Source organism: Paraburkholderia hiiakae (assembly GCF_904848665.1).
GTDB classification, from domain to species: Bacteria; Pseudomonadota; Gammaproteobacteria; order Burkholderiales; family Burkholderiaceae; genus Paraburkholderia; species Paraburkholderia hiiakae.
In genome coordinates, this window is sequence record NZ_CAJHCQ010000004.1 from 163,731 (window position 1) to 177,536 (window position 13,806).

Annotated in this window: 13 protein-coding genes; 9 read left to right on the forward strand and 4 right to left on the reverse strand. The window is 63.9% G+C overall.

All coding sequences use genetic code 11. The features are described from left to right. Positions 1–645 precede the first annotated feature (645 nt). Positions 646–1,167: a hypothetical protein gene (locus JMY28_RS09985; RefSeq protein ID WP_201695739.1), complete on the forward strand. Its 522-nt coding sequence runs from the start codon at positions 646–648 to the stop codon at positions 1,165–1,167. 18 nt (positions 1,168–1,185) lie between these two features. Here JMY28_RS09985 and JMY28_RS09990 read toward each other — a convergent pair whose 3' ends face one another. After that, complete coding sequence (locus JMY28_RS09990; protein ID WP_201695989.1) at positions 1,186–1,620, reverse strand: hypothetical protein; 435 nt, start codon at positions 1,618–1,620, stop codon at positions 1,186–1,188. A 218-nt stretch (positions 1,621–1,838) separates the two neighbouring features. Here JMY28_RS09990 and JMY28_RS09995 point away from each other — a divergent pair, with 218 nt between their 5' ends. The 7 genes from JMY28_RS09995 to JMY28_RS39420 all read left to right on the forward strand — a co-directional run bounded on the left by JMY28_RS09995 (position 1,839) and on the right by JMY28_RS39420 (position 9,553). After that, positions 1,839–2,540 carry a CDP-alcohol phosphatidyltransferase family protein gene (locus JMY28_RS09995; protein WP_201695991.1) on the forward strand — a complete coding sequence of 234 codons (702 nt, stop codon included), beginning with the start codon at positions 1,839–1,841 and terminating at the stop codon, positions 2,538–2,540. Further along, positions 2,537–3,346, forward strand: coding sequence for a 2OG-Fe(II) oxygenase (locus tag JMY28_RS10000; protein ID WP_201695740.1), 810 nt, complete (start codon positions 2,537–2,539; stop codon positions 3,344–3,346). Before JMY28_RS09995 ends, JMY28_RS10000 begins: the two co-directional genes overlap by 4 nt. Further along, positions 3,343–4,353, forward strand: a complete 1,011-nt coding sequence (locus tag JMY28_RS10005) for a flippase-like domain-containing protein (RefSeq protein WP_201695741.1) — start codon at positions 3,343–3,345, stop codon at positions 4,351–4,353. The genes JMY28_RS10000 and JMY28_RS10005 overlap by 4 nt, the downstream gene beginning before the upstream one ends. Positions 4,354–4,381: 28 nt before the next feature. After that, positions 4,382–5,161, forward strand: a complete 780-nt coding sequence (locus tag JMY28_RS10010; protein WP_201695742.1) for a phosphocholine cytidylyltransferase family protein — start codon at positions 4,382–4,384, stop codon at positions 5,159–5,161. A gap of 229 nt (positions 5,162–5,390) precedes the next feature. Continuing rightward, on the forward strand, positions 5,391–6,794 hold the full coding sequence (locus JMY28_RS10015; RefSeq protein ID WP_201695743.1) for an MFS transporter: 1,404 nt from the start codon (positions 5,391–5,393) through the stop codon (positions 6,792–6,794). Positions 6,795–6,930: 136 nt separating this feature from the next. Next, complete coding sequence (gene ggt, locus JMY28_RS10020; protein ID WP_201695744.1) at positions 6,931–8,661, forward strand: gamma-glutamyltransferase; 1,731 nt, start codon at positions 6,931–6,933, stop codon at positions 8,659–8,661. A 349-nt stretch (positions 8,662–9,010) separates the two neighbouring features. Continuing rightward, entirely contained in the window at positions 9,011–9,553 is a 543-nt protein-coding gene (locus tag JMY28_RS39420) for a helix-turn-helix transcriptional regulator (RefSeq protein WP_328809390.1), read from the forward strand. Between the two features lie 16 nt (positions 9,554–9,569). On the opposite strand, the gene JMY28_RS10030 is transcribed toward JMY28_RS39420, so the two are convergent. The 3 genes from JMY28_RS10030 to JMY28_RS10040 form a co-directional block, all read right to left on the reverse strand. Next, positions 9,570–9,761 (reverse strand): hypothetical protein, encoded by a 192-nt coding sequence (locus tag JMY28_RS10030; RefSeq protein ID WP_201695745.1) that lies wholly within the window; start codon positions 9,759–9,761, stop codon positions 9,570–9,572. 34 nt (positions 9,762–9,795) lie between these two features. After that, entirely contained in the window at positions 9,796–11,511 is a 1,716-nt protein-coding gene (locus JMY28_RS10035) for an FAD-dependent oxidoreductase (protein ID WP_201695746.1), read from the reverse strand. Between the two features lie 188 nt (positions 11,512–11,699). Continuing rightward, positions 11,700–12,518, reverse strand: coding sequence for a helix-turn-helix transcriptional regulator (locus JMY28_RS10040; protein ID WP_201695747.1), 819 nt, complete (start codon positions 12,516–12,518; stop codon positions 11,700–11,702). 228 nt (positions 12,519–12,746) lie between these two features. Here JMY28_RS10040 and JMY28_RS10045 point away from each other — a divergent pair, with 228 nt between their 5' ends. Then, positions 12,747–13,769, forward strand: coding sequence for a VTT domain-containing protein (locus JMY28_RS10045; RefSeq protein WP_201695748.1), 1,023 nt, complete (start codon positions 12,747–12,749; stop codon positions 13,767–13,769). Positions 13,770–13,806 lie beyond the last annotated feature (37 nt).

Here is a 13,806-nt window from a genome sequence, read left to right on the forward strand (position 1 = left end):
TCTCAGGCCGAATATTTTGAAAATCGATTTCGTGCCCGGCTGATTCGCAACGAAGTGTAGGCCTGAGATTCGGAGTTTTTACACGGATCGGCGCAACAATACGTTCATTTCATTTCGTGATTAGCATTAATCGTTGTAAGTCACTGCATTTAAAGGGGTTTCTAATTCTATTATCCGGTGCGACAAAATGATCCGCGGGAATAATCCGTTGCGCACTTGCGACGGTGTGGCAAAGCCGCGCGGGTACTGGCTTAGCGTGATTTCAATTATTTTTCAAGTGTGATTCTCGTCGTTTGGTGAAAGGTACTGTTCCAGATCATGGGCTGAAAACGTGCACCGTGTGGCGCTACAATTTCTTCAGCCCTCGACCAAGGGTGGTCTTTTTTCATCTGTTTTTACGCGGCTCTCGGGCCGCGTTTTTTTTGCCTGTGGAAAATCATTTTCAATTAATGCGAGAAGCGAAATGGTGTGTTGCGGAAAATGTAACGATTAAAATCGCCGGCAGATATTCGGGTTCGGTGGCCGGATAATCGAAACTTTGCAGGGGCAAACACGGGGTGCCCGACGCGCGGCGCGATGCGGGTAGAATCTTGCCCTTGCCCCGCGCCGGGCAAGTCCCGCGTAGAACCCGATGAAAGCCTCGCCATGACCGATTCTTCACCCGCAACCGATCCCGATTTCCCCGCCGATGACCCCGCAGCCGCGGCCGAGGTGATCCAGGAAGCGCGCCTGTGGCGCAAGGACGGCTGGACCGCGCGCGTGATCAAGAATGAGGACGACGACGGCTGGGCCGTCGAAATGATCAAGGACGGCGAGCCGGAACCGGCACTCGTTGGCCCTTGGACCATGGGTCGTGACAAGAAGAATCCCAAGCCGCTCGATACGTCGGCGTTCAACACGCTCGTGAAGACCGCTTCCGAGGTGTTGCGCCGGCACGAGCAGCAATTGCGCGCGTTGCTTCACAAGCGCGTGAGCGTGCAGACCGCCGAGGGCGACGTGGATGTGACGCTCGACATCGTTCCCGACGAGTACGAGCCTTATGCGCTCGTCAGCGCGATCGACGCGTTTGGCGAGCAACTCGCACAGGCGCGCGTCGCGCCGAACTTCAAGCTCACGAAGGCGCGTGCCGAGGCCTGGGCCGAAGGCGGCTTCGGGCGTATCGAGTAACTATCAGAACCTGCCCGGTCACTCCTGCTTGCAGAAGATCGCAGTCAATAGCGGACCAGCATGGTGGACGATGGCGTTATTGCCTGCCGCCGTGAGCGCCGCCTGCACCTTGGCCTGGGTGCCGACCACGACCGCTCCGTAGGCCGAAGGGGCGATAGGCTCGCCGTTGCCGGTCTTGAACAGCGGGTCGTCCTTCTGGAAACCCACTACGGCGAACACACTGAAGCCATAGGCGGTCATGTGTTGGCCGCGTGCGGGCCAGAACGCGTTGATCGAATTGCTCTCGACCTTCATGGGCTTCGGATCGATCAGGTTTTGCATGATCAGCCCTGAGATGAAGTCGTGCGCGGACTCACTGCAGGTCAGCGAGTCGTCGATGACCGCGGCGCGGGCATTGCCGGCAAGAAGTGTCAGGAAAGCGAGAAGAAGCGCAGCAAAGGTAAAGCGTTTCATTACGTGAATGGCGAAAGTGCGTGCGCCGGGGCCGGAATACGGCGGGGACACAACGCCCGGGCTGGCGCGAAGGGTTGCACTCTACGCGTGTTCGGGCGATTTCGCTTGCGGCGCTGCGAGTGCCGATCTGGCGCTTTTGCTTACAAAACTACAAGCTAAAGTGGTGCGAACGTCGGAACACCTGCAAGTTTTCTGGAAGGCGTATATATTTCGCGGTTATGACCGAAAAAGACAAACCTGTAGAAACGGCTCCGCGAGCGGTGCCGCTACCGCGCACGTGGGACGCTCGCGCGGCGCGTTGGCTCGTCACTCCGCTCGTACCCACGAGCGTTACTCCGAATCACCTGACCACGCTGCGACTCCTGATTGGCGTTGCCGGCGGCTTTTATCTGGCGCACGGCGGCTTTCTGCACGTCAATATTGGCGCATTTCTGATCGTATTGTCGAATTTTGTTGATCATACCGACGGCGAACTGGCGCGTATCAGCGGCAAAGCCAGCCGTATCGGACATTTCTACGATCTCGCGGCGGACGCGCTCGTCACCGTCCTGCTGTTCTTTGGCATGGGCTACGGACTCGGCGCCGTGGCGGGCCACTCGGGCGCCGAATGGCGTGTGCCGCCGGCCGTGCTCGGCGGCCTCGCGGGCGTCGCGGTCGCCGTGATTTTTTTCCTGCGGATGCGTATCGAGGAAATGGCCGGCAAGGCGGGCACGCAACAGGCGTTCGCCGGTGGCTTCGAGACTGAGGACGTGCTGTATCTGCTACCCCTTGTCACGCTGACGGGCGTCGTGTCGCCGTTCATTATCGCGGCTTCGATCGGGGCGCCGTTGTTCGCCATCTGGGTGGTGCTCGACTACGTGCGCGTGACGCGCCGCCTGCGCCCCGCCAAGGAAACCAGTCAGGTGTGGAGCAGCAGATGAGCTTGCAAGCAGAACAAGAACAGGTCGTGGCGCCTCCTGTCTCCGCTCCAGCCCGCGCCGCACGCGCCGCGGCCGGCGACCCGGACGGCGCGATCGGCCGCGCGCTGCAACCGTTGAACACCGCGCGCCTGCGCGACGACTACCAGAGCCAGGGCTCGTTCCTGTATCTCTCCGATTTCCTGCCCGCCGACGCCACGCAACAGTTGATCGATGCGGCCAACGCGCTGCTTCCCGAAGTCAACCGCAACTATCTGCCGGGCCATAAGGCGGGCGGCAGCGTGAGCCGTCACACCATCGACCGCCTCGCGCCGTACATCGCCGAGCTTTACCGCTCGCCGCAACTGATCGCGTGGCTCGAAAAGATCACGGGCGACCGCCTCCAGCTTTCGCCCGAAAACGATCCGCACGCGTACGCGCTCTATTACTACACGCGCGCCGGCGACCATATCGGCTGGCATTACGACACCTCGTATTACGACGGGCGCCGCTATACGGTGCTGCTCGGCGTGATCGACGAGTCGTCTTGCAAGCTCGACTACGAGCTGCACACGAAAGACCCGAGCAAGGCGGATGAACCGGGCTCGGTGCAGTATCCGCCGGGTGCGCTCATCGTGTTCGACGGCGACAAGCTTCGCCATCGCGTCACGCCGAGCCTCGAAGGCGAAGTGCGCGTTTCGCTCACGCTCGAATACGTGACGAACCCGAACATGCGCCCGTGGCGGCGTTTTATCTCGAACATGAAGGACGCCATTGCGTACTTCGGTTTCCGCCAGGTGTTCCGCAAAGCGTTTGGAGGCAAGGTGTGAGCCGTGCTGCCATCCTGCTGCTGTCGATCGGCACGGCACTCTTCATTGCCCTGCTCGCCTGGCAGGGCCTCGGCTCGGTAACGGGCGCGCTTGCGGCCGCCGGCTGGGGGCTCGTGCTCGTCGCGGCATTCCACATCGTGCCGCTCGCGCTCGACGCCGGTGCGATCGCCGTGCTCTTTGGCAAGGGCGCGCGCGTCGATCAGCGTGATGCGCTGCTCGCGCGCTGGACAGGCGAATCCGTGAACAGCTTGTTGCCGGCCGGCCAGATCGGCGGCCCCGTGGCGATGGTGCGTCAGCTTGCCCAACGCGGCATGTCGATGCGCGACGCGGCTGCGGCCATCACCGTGAGCACCACGCTGCAGGCCGTTGCGCAGATCGTCTTCGCCGTATTCGGCATCGTGCTGTTTTCGGCCTATGCCGCGAACGGCGCGCCGCGCGATCTCGGCGTCGCGGCGCTGATTGCGACCGCCGTGCTCGGCGGCCTGATCGCGCTGTTCTATGTCGCGCAGCGCCGCGGTCTGTTCGGCCGCCTGCTGCGTCTCGCCTCAAAAGTGTTCGGCAAGCGCGACTGGTCGACGCTCGCCACGCGCGCCGACGCCATCGACGCGGCCGTGAAGTCGCTTTACGCCCAGCGTGGGCGTGTGGCGGCCAGCTTCGCGCTGAGCCTCGCGGGCTGGCTCGTGGGCACGGTGGAAGTGTGGCTCGCGCTGCGCTTTCTCGGCCACCCCGTAGGCTGGATCGATGCGCTGCTGCTCGAGAGCATCGGCCAGGCCATTCGCGGTGCGGCCTTCGCCATTCCTGGCTCGCTGGGCGTGCAAGAGGGCGGGTATCTGCTGCTTGCGCCGCTCGTCGGCCTGCCGCCCGAGGCGGCGCTCGCGCTCTCGCTCGCCAAGCGCGCGCGCGAAATCCTGCTCGGCTTGCCGGGCCTTCTGTATCTGCATTTCAGCGAACGTAACTGGCAACGCCGGCGCGCCTCGCGCGTCTGTGCTGTCGAAGTCGCCGATTGACCTTTTTTCTCCCAAGGAACGTTTGCGCATGCGCGCCATCATTCTCGCGGCAGGCCTCGGCCTGCGCCTTCAGCAACAAGCTGGAGAACAGTTTCCGAAATGTCTGCTGCAGTTCGAGGGCGTGACGCTGCTCGAACGCCATCTGCAATTGCTGGAAGAGGCGGGCGTGACGGAAGTCGCGCTCGCGCTCGGTTTCCAGCCTGAGCTGGTCGAGGCCGAACTCAAGCGCATCAACTGGCCGCACAAGGTCGAGGTCGTGATGAATCCGCGCTTCGACCTGGGCAGCGTCCTCACGGTGCATCGCACGGCCGAGGCGCTCACGCGCGGCGGCGACGTGCTGCTCATGGACGCCGACGTGCTGTACGACGAGCGCGTGTTCGCGCCGCTCGTGGCGGGGGCGGCGCCGGCCAACCGTCTGCTGATCGACCGCGACTTCGAAGCTGGCGACGAGCCCGTGAAGCTGTGCCTGCGCGACGGTGTGCCGGTCGAGTTGCGCAAGCAGCTGGCGGTCGGTCTGCAATACGACACGATCGGCGAATCGGTGGGCTTCTTCCGCCTGAACGAACCGACGGCCCGCCGCTTTGCACAGATCGTCGAAGGCTATGTCGATACGGGTCGCGCGAACCTGCCGCACGAAGAAGCGCTGCGCGACCTGCTGCTCGAACGCGGCAGCGAGTTCGAAACCGCGGACGTGACCGGTGCGCCGTGGATCGAGATCGACTTCCCCAATGACGTGACGCGCGCTGCCGAGCAGGTGCTGCCGCAACTGCGTCCGGTGGTGAGCCGTGTGAAGCAGACGGCTGTCTGAAGCGCATCGGCGCTGATTGCCTGACGCTCATTGCTGATATAGGCCGCGAGGTCTGTCGCCGGTTGAACGCGGCGGTGGACTTCGCGGCTTTTGCTTTTGCGCGCGCGTTGGCTTCCTGCCGCACCTGCAAAAGCGCACCGCTTCATCTGTTGCCGGGTTCCCGTTTTCCGCAACAAGGGCCATAATGGCAGCTTTACGCCATCAGCCGCGCTGATCGTCGTTTCTGCCCATGCCATTAGCCCTCGGCACCTTCATCGTTCCGCTCATTGTCGCGTGCTCGATGTTCATGGAGAACGTGGACGGGACGGTCATCGTCACCTCGCTTCCCGCACTGGCCCGCGATCTCGGCCAGGACCCCATCACACTCAAGCTGGCCGTCACGAGCTACGTGATCGGTCTGGGCGTGTTCATCCCGATTTGCGGCTGGGTGGCTGATCGCTTCGGCTCGCGCAATGTGTTTCGCACGGCCATCGGCATCTTCATGGCGGGGTCGATCCTGTGCGCGGCTTCGAGGTCGCTCGAGATGTTCGTGGCCGCACGCTTCGTGCAGGGCATTGGCGGCGCGATGATGGTGCCGGTGGGCCGCATCATCATCTTCCGCTCGCTGCCCAAGTCGGACTTCATTCGCGCGGTCAACTATCTCACGGTGCCCGCGTTGCTCGGGCCTGTCGTGGGGCCGCCGCTTGGCGGGTTCATCACCACGTATCTGCATTGGCGGCTGATTTTCTTCATCAACATTCCGATTGGCGTGCTCGGCATCTGGCTCGCGAACCGGCATATCGCGAACATGCACGAGGAGCATCCGGGGCGGCTCGACTGGGCTGGCTTCGTGCTCTCCGCGGGTGGGGCGTCGCTCTTCATGCTCGGCCTTTCGCTCGTGGGCGGCGAGCTCGTCGCCACTGGCACGGCGGTGACGATGTGCGTGATCGGCGCGTTGCTGCTCGCGGCCTATTGGTTGTATGCGCAACGTGTCGAGCGCCCCGTGCTCGATCTGAAATTTCTGCGCATTCCCACGTTCAACGCGAGCGTGGCCGGCGGGTCGCTGTTTCGCATCGGGCTCGGCGCCGTACCTTTTTTGTTACCGCTCGCACTGCAGGAAGGGCTCGGCATGACGGCGTTCGCTTCAGGCGCCATCACTTGCGCTTCGGCGTTCGGCTCGATCTTCATGAAGGCGATCGTTTCGCGCGTGCTCGGGCGCTTTGGCTTTCGCCGCACGCTCATGGTCAACGCAGTGCTCGCGGGAACGGCCATCGCGATATGCGGCTCGTTTTCGCCTGGCATGCCGGTGTGGCTCATCTGGGTCATCGTGCTTGCGGGCGGGATCTTTCCTTCGCTGCAGTTCACCGGCCTTAACTCGCTCGCCTATGCCGATATTCCGACGCGCGACATCGGCCGCGCCACGAGCGTGGCAAGCGTGATCCAGCAGGTGTCGCTCGGCCTCGGCGTGACGATTGCGGGCCTCGTGCTGCAGATTTCGCATCGTGTGCAAGGGCATTCGACCATTGTCTGGTCCGATTTCTGGCCGGCGTTTCTCGTGGTCGGGCTCTTTTCGGTGGCGTCGATTCCGGTGACGATGCGCTTGCCCGCGAATGCGGGAGAAGAAATTGCGCGCGGCCGGCGCGGCAAGGCTTGATTCAGGACGCAACGTTCGTTTTGCACAGCAGCGGAATCAGCGGATCGCCGGATCGCAAACGTTTTCCTGGCGTGCTATAAGGCCAAGGCAGGTATCAGGTAGGTAGGTCAACAAACCGAATCATGGGGTGAACTCAATGAAGCTGGTTCAAAAAACGAAAATTTCCGCTGCCGCTCTCGCACTGCTTTCGCTGTCCGCCTTGTCCACGGGCTTCCTCGAAGTCACGCCGGCCTTTGCGAAGGATACGCAGCAACGCCCTGCGGTCCTCAACGCATCTGCGGTGGCCGTTGCCGACAAGTACGCGGCCGACGCCGCCGAGCAGATCTTCAAGGAGGGTGGCAACGCCGTCGACGCAGCGGTCGCCATTGCCTTCTCGCTTGCCGTGACATACCCGGAAGCCGGCAACATCGGCGGTGGCGGGTTCATGACGCTCTACGTGAATGGCAAGCCGTACTTCCTCGACTATCGCGAGCGCGCGCCGCTCGCCGCCACGCGTACGATGTACCTCGACGACAAGGGCAACGTGATCCCGGGCAAGAGCCTGTTCGGCTATGACGCCGTGGGCGTGCCGGGCACGGTCGAGGGTATGTGGGAAGCGCAAAAGCGCTTCGGCAAACTGCCGTGGAAGAAGGTGCTCGCCCCCGCCATTGCCTACGCGCGCGACGGCTTCGTCGTGGACGAGCAGCTCGCGAAGCGTCGCGACGACGCCGCGAAGGACTTCGCCGGCAAGACCAATTTCGACGAATACTTCGGCAACCTGAAGGAAGGCGTGACGTTCAAGCAGCCCGATCTCGCCAATGTGCTCACGCGCATTGCGAACCAGGGTGCGAAGGACTTCTACGACGGCAAGACCGCTGACCTGATCGCCGCCTCGATGAAGGGCCACGGCCTCATCACGAAGCGCGACCTGCAGGAGTACAAGGCCGTGTGGCGCCAGCCGGTCGAGGCGAAGTGGAACGGCTATGAAATCATCACCGCACCGCCCCCGAGTTCGGGTGGCGTGGGTCTCGTGCAGCTACTCAAGATGAAGGCGATGCTCGCGCCGCAATTCAAGGACGTGCCGCTCAATTCGCCGCAGTACATCCACCTGATCGCGGAGATCGAGAAGCGCGTCTTCGCGGATCGCGCGCAATATCTCGGCGACCCCGACTTCTACAAGGTGCCGGTCGCGCAGCTCACCGACGACGCGTACCTCGCGAAGCGCGTCGCCGAAGTCGATCCCGACAAGCCTTCCGACACCAAGAGCGTGCAGCCGGGCCTCGGTACCTCGATGCCGGAGAAGGCGGAAACGACGCACTTCTCCGTGGTCGACAAGTGGGGCAACGCGGTCTCGAACACCTACACGATCAACGGCTACTTCGGTTCGGGCGTGGTCGTGCCGGGCGCCGGCATCGTGCTCAACGACGAGATGGACGATTTCGCGTCCAAGCCTGGCGTGCCGAACATGTTCGGCGTGGTGGGCAGCGACGCGAACGCGATTGCGCCGAAGAAGCGTCCGCTGTCGTCGATGACGCCGACCATCCTCACGAAGGACGGCAAGGTGGCGCTCGTGATCGGCACGCCTGGCGGGTCGCGCATCTTCACGTCGGTGTTCCAGGTCATCAACAACAACTACGACTTCAACATGCCGTTGAAGGAAGCCGTGGCGGCGATGCGCTTCCACCATCAGTTGCTGCCGCCCAACACGATTTTCTGGGAGCCGTACCAGCCGATCGACGGCGAACTCGCCAAGCAGGTCGAGGCGAAGGGCTACGTGCTGAAGGGCCAGGACTTCAACGGTGACATTCAGGCGATCCGTATCAACGGCGATACGCCCGACGCGGTTTCCGATCCGCGCGGCCGTGGCGTGTCGCGCTTGATCCAGTAAAACCGCGACGCCGATGCGAAACCATGCGCCGCGCATGAAAGCAAACCATTTCGCATCGGCAACCTCGCACGGGGTGGCAGAAGTTTGCATGACATGAGCGTTTGTCCTCAAATTTGGGGATGCCGCTCCGTTATTCATCGCGTACTATGCAACCTCCGGCGGAAGACAGCCCTTTGCCGGCGTGTGTTTTTCTTGGGGCGGCGTTTGCCGCCCCATTTTCTTTCCGGCATTCCGCTTCACAGCTTCACAGTCAGACCGCATTTTGAATTCGTCAGGCGGGGTCATTAAGCTCTGACGTTTGCGCTGCCACGCAAGCGAGGCACGCGCCCACTTCTCATCGCACCCGAGCATGGACCTGACGAGCCGCGAACTCGCCTTGATCGCCGACGTCTTCAAGCTGCTGGCCGACCATAACTTGCCGGAGGGCGCCTTGCGCCTCGAGGTGGGGCGGCGCCTGCTCGAAGTGCTGCGCGCCGATGGCCTGCATGCGGGCGCGGACCTGTTCGTCTGGTCGGGCGAAGCGAATTTCGATCATCTGCGCATTCGGCGCGGCAAGCGGCGCGAACATTTTTCCGATCGGGAACTGGTGTTGTTCGATCTGGTGCGCCCGGCTTTCATGGCCGCGCTGGCACGCTCGCGCGCGCAGGCAGGACAGATCCAGCCGGCGCCGGGCGACGCCTCCGCCGCGGATAACGAAGCGATCAGCCGCTTGACGCGGCGCGAGCGCGACGTGGTCGCGCTCGTGGTGGAAGGGCTGCTCGACAAGGAGATCGCCGAGCGGCTAGGCATTTCCTACACGACCGTGCGCACCCATCTCGATCGTTCGTTTCAGAAACTCGGTGTCAGCAACCGCTCGCGCCTCGCGCGGCTCGTGCAGTCGACGCAGCGCTGAGGCGCTGCGTTTCCCTTTATTCTGGCGCGGCCGCCGAAACGGTCTCACCCGCCGCATCGATCAAGCCGACGCAGGTTTGCGCGTTGCCGATCCGCTCGATCGCAAGCAGCGCGAAGCGTGCGAGAAAGAGCGGGCCGTTGGCTTCGCCCAGATTGGTCATGGTCTTGCACAAGTGCGTGTAGACGGTGTCGAGTTCGCTGTCGGTCATGGCTTTCTCCATCTGTACTTGATTGCGCCAGCGCTCAGGCGCACAGCGCATGGTCGAGGGCGGCGAGCGCATGCGCGGCTACCGTGCCGGCGTCGCCGTGCCAGCGGCCGAGCGCGTGGCCGTCCGGGCGCACGAGATAAAGCGTGCCGGGCTGCGCGTCGTACATCGGGAACAGGCGTCCCGTGTGGTCCCAGCCGCTGCGGCGCGGGGCGTCGGCGCTCTGGCGCTGCGCGAGCGGCACCAATGCGAACGGCAGCGCGCGAGCGGCCAGCGTCGTTTCGAGCGCGGCGATCGGGGCGGGCGTCGCGCCATCCTCGCTGAAGTAGAACGCCGTGAAGCATGGCGCGATCAAGTCGGTCACGTGGCCTACGCTCGCGCCCGCCTGATCGACGATCGTGAGCGGGCATTCGGGCAGCACCATGCCCGGCGCCGGACCGTTCGCGAATGCGTCGGAGGCCGCATTGAGCGGCGAGGCCGTGTAGGCGATGGCCGAAGTCTGGCGCGGATTGATCAGCGAGCGCACGGCGGCGTGCTCGCGCGCGAGGCTCAGCACGGCGGTGCGCATCAGATCGAAGGCGAACGACGGTGGCGCCATGAACTCCGTGCTCTTGGTGCCGTAGCTCAAGTTTTCGTGCGCGGCGTAGACGCGCTCGTCGGAGTAGCTGTCGAGCAACGCGTCGCTCGCGAGCCCCTTCACGACATAGGCGAGTTTCCACGCCAGATTGTCGGCGTCGTCGATGCCCGAGTTCGCGCCGCGCACGCCGAAGATCGGTACGAGGTGCGCCGCGTCGCCGGCGAACAGCACGCGGCCGTGGCGATAGCGCTCGAGCGTGAGTGCGTTGGCCTTGTAGATCGTGATCCAGACCGGCGACCACGACGCTTTCTCGCCCATCATGTCGAGCAGGCTCTGCACGCGCGGCATGACGTTTTCGGGCTTGATCGCTTCGTCGGCGTCCTCGCCGTCGCGCAACTGATAGTCGATGCGCCACACGTTGTCGGGCTGCTTGTGGACGAGAACGGTCGAGCCTGGATTCGACGCCGGGTCGAAATACGCGAGCCGTTCCGTGGGCCGCGCACTGTCGAGCAGGATATCGACGATCACGTAACGGCCCTCGTAGCTCGTGCCCTGAAGCTTCAGGCCCAGCGCATCTCGCACCGTGCTGCGGCCGCCGTCCGCGGCGACGAGCCAGTCGGTCTGCGCGGTGTAGTCGCCTGCGGGCGAGGAGAGCGTGAGCGTGGCGCCGTGTGCGTCGTCCTGCAGGGCCGTCACTTTCGTGCGCCAGCGAATGTCGATGAGGTCGGCGTGGCGCTCGGCAGCGTCAAGCAGGAACTGCTCGATGTGGTACTGCGCGAGGTTGACCATCGGCGGCAGCTTCTGGTTTTCGTCCTGCGGCATCGTGAAGTGCAGCACTTCGTCGTTGCGATAGAAGCTGCGGCCGCCCGTCCACGGCAGGCCTTTGGCGAGGAAGCCGTCGAGCGCGCCGAGGCGCTCGATGATTTCGAGGCTGCGGCGCGAGATGCAGATTGCGCGGCTGCCGTAGCAGACCGATTCGTCGGCTTCGATCAGCACTGAACGCACGCCGTGCTTCGCGAGGCCGAGCGCGATGGCGAGGCCCACCGGGCCGCCGCCGACGATCGTCACGGCGTGGCGTTGCGCTTCACGGGCACTGCTGCCGTCGCCTTCGAGTTCGGGCAGGCGGGCGGCGTACTGCTTCGCCTCGAACGGATAGGGTTTGAATCCGGCGCTCATGGTGAATGCGTCTCCGATACGAAAATCTTGTTCTTGCCGGCTTGCCCCGAAAAGAGGCACTGGCGATGAAGGCAGTATGGAGCGCGAGGCGCGGCCCGCTGTCCTCAATTTGGGTACAGGGGGCTTACGGAGGGGAGGTGAGCGGCAAATGCGCGGGCGTTCTACTTCACGCGCGCGGCGGCGGTGGTTTAACCCTGATCCGTCGCGAGACAAAGCGCAAAAAGCTGCCGCTGGCTCGAGATGCCTAGCCGCTGATACGCGCGTTTCTGATAAGTCACGACGCTGCTGGGCTTCACGCCCATGCATTCGGCGATTTCAACCGCGCTGCGTCCTTCGAGCACGCCGCGCAGGGCGTCGAGTTCCCGTTTGGACAGCGTGGGGCAGAGCCCGCGCAGGCGCGCGAGCATCATCTGAGGAATGCCGAGCTGGCTCTGCCCGCGAATCGTATAGTGATGCCGCGCCGACTCGCCGATCAGCGGCGCAAGCGATTCGACCAGTTCGACTTCGGCCGGCTGAAAATTTCCGGCGTCGCTTTCGCGGTACAGGTTCACGGAAAGCCAGATATCGGCGGCCGGCTGCAGCAGCAGCGAGAGCCGGTCGGACACATTGGGCGTGGCGTAGCACGCGGTGCGGTAACCGTCGTGCGCGATGTCCGCGCTGCTTTGCCAGTGCAGCACGAGCGATGAGCCCGGCTTGTCGGCCGAACCACCCGTGACGATCTGCTGATTGCCGTCGAGCGCGTAGAAGAGGCGCGCGTAGGTATCGGCGACGTCGCGCAGAAAGCGCCCGCCGCGATGATCGGCCACGGAAACCGTGCGTGGCCGGTTACCGAGTTCGTAGGCGAACACGGTGCACTGTGTGACCGAAGTCGCCGGGCCAAGCATGTTCAGCACTTCGGCGGCGAGCGCGTTGGCGTCGTCGCGACCGATGGCCGAAACGAGGCTGGTGACGCGCGAAAGGTCGAATTGACCTGCCTGCCTCGGTCGATCGAGATGCCAGTAACGCATGTTTCTTAACGGTAAACGGCCAAAAAGGGCAAGTTTGATGAGATTAGCATCGTTTCGCATGAGCGCGAAAGCGCCGGCAGCGGGGCCGGATCGTCATGCGCGATGCCGTAGTGAGGCTTGCGTCAACGTAAGCAAGGAACGGCACGTTGGGGTAATCTCCACCCTCGGCCGGCGCGGTATGCGCGCCATGTTTCCTTACCTGAACATCCCTGCGTGCAGGCTATCCAAATGTTGACGCTCCCCACCGCGATTCCACCCGATTTCGGCGCCGGAGCGGTCTTTCTCAGCGTACTTGTCACGCAACTGGGCGTGCCCGTGCCGGCCGCGCCGGTGCTGATTCTTGCGGGCACGATGGCGGCTGGCGGCGAGACATCCTACGGGAGCCTGCTGGCGGCGGCCGTGATTGCCACGCTGCTCGCCGATTCGCTGTGGTTCGCTGCTGGCCGCAAGCGCGGGCGGCGTCTGCTCAACGGGCTCGTGCGCTTTTCGCTGTCGCTGGACACCACCATCCGCATCGCGCGCAATGTATTCGAGCGCTACGGCGCGCCCATTCTCGCGGTGGCGAAGTTCGTGCCGGGGCTCGGCCTGATTTCCGCGCCGCTGCTCGGCACGACGACGGTGGCGGTGCACGTCTTCCTGCTTTGGGACACGGTTGGCGCAGCGTTGTGGGCGGGTACCTGGTTGCTCGGCGGCGCGGCGCTGCATGCCGAAATCGTGCGTTTCGCGGCGTTCGTGCGCGCGAACGGCATGACGATCTTCGACGTGCTCGCCGTGGCGGGCGTCATCTTCCTCGCCTGGCGCTGGCTGCGGCGCATGCAGTTCCGCCACTGGCTCGCCACGCATCGCATTTCGCCCGATCAGCTCGACGAGATGATGAAATCGAGTGCGCCGCCCATCGTGCTCGACGCGCGGCCGCAAACCGTGCGCGAGAAAGAGGCCTACCGGATTCCCGGCGCGCGGCCGCTGAATCTCGACTCGAGCGAAGAACTTTCGCCCGAGCTGACCGGGCGTCCGATCGTCGTGTACTGCGTGTGCCCGAACGAAGCGACGGCCAAGCGCATCGTCGATCAGTTGCGCAGCAAGCACATCTACCATGCGCGCGCGCTCAGGGGCGGCCTTGACGCCTGGGAGCGCCACGGTTATCCAGTCGTGCCGCTGTCCAACGAGTTCCACGCGGCGCATGCCCACGCCGATGAACTCGAAGCGGGCGAGGAACCGGAATACACCGTGCGGGCAAGTCTTTCCAAATAACGGTCGTTGCGCCGCGCGTTGCCGGGCGCGCGGCGTT

Coding starts and splice junctions, on each gene's coding strand:
- JMY28_RS09985 (WP_201695739.1), top strand. CDS start 646: ATGACCGATTCTTCACCCGCAACCGATCCCGATTTCCCCGCCGATGAC.
- JMY28_RS09990 (WP_201695989.1), bottom strand. CDS start 1,620: ATGAAACGCTTTACCTTTGCTGCGCTTCTTCTCGCTTTCCTGACACTT.
- JMY28_RS09995 (WP_201695991.1), top strand. CDS start 1,839: ATGACCGAAAAAGACAAACCTGTAGAAACGGCTCCGCGAGCGGTGCCG.
- JMY28_RS10000 (WP_201695740.1), top strand. CDS start 2,537: ATGAGCTTGCAAGCAGAACAAGAACAGGTCGTGGCGCCTCCTGTCTCC.
- JMY28_RS10010 (WP_201695742.1), top strand. CDS start 4,382: ATGCGCGCCATCATTCTCGCGGCAGGCCTCGGCCTGCGCCTTCAGCAA.
- JMY28_RS10015 (WP_201695743.1), top strand. CDS start 5,391: ATGCCATTAGCCCTCGGCACCTTCATCGTTCCGCTCATTGTCGCGTGC.
- ggt (WP_201695744.1), top strand. CDS start 6,931: ATGAAGCTGGTTCAAAAAACGAAAATTTCCGCTGCCGCTCTCGCACTG.
- JMY28_RS39420 (WP_328809390.1), top strand. CDS start 9,011: ATGGACCTGACGAGCCGCGAACTCGCCTTGATCGCCGACGTCTTCAAG.
- JMY28_RS10030 (WP_201695745.1), bottom strand. CDS start 9,761: ATGACCGACAGCGAACTCGACACCGTCTACACGCACTTGTGCAAGACC.
- JMY28_RS10035 (WP_201695746.1), bottom strand. CDS start 11,511: ATGAGCGCCGGATTCAAACCCTATCCGTTCGAGGCGAAGCAGTACGCC.
- JMY28_RS10040 (WP_201695747.1), bottom strand. CDS start 12,518: ATGCGTTACTGGCATCTCGATCGACCGAGGCAGGCAGGTCAATTCGAC.
- JMY28_RS10045 (WP_201695748.1), top strand. CDS start 12,747: ATGTTGACGCTCCCCACCGCGATTCCACCCGATTTCGGCGCCGGAGCG.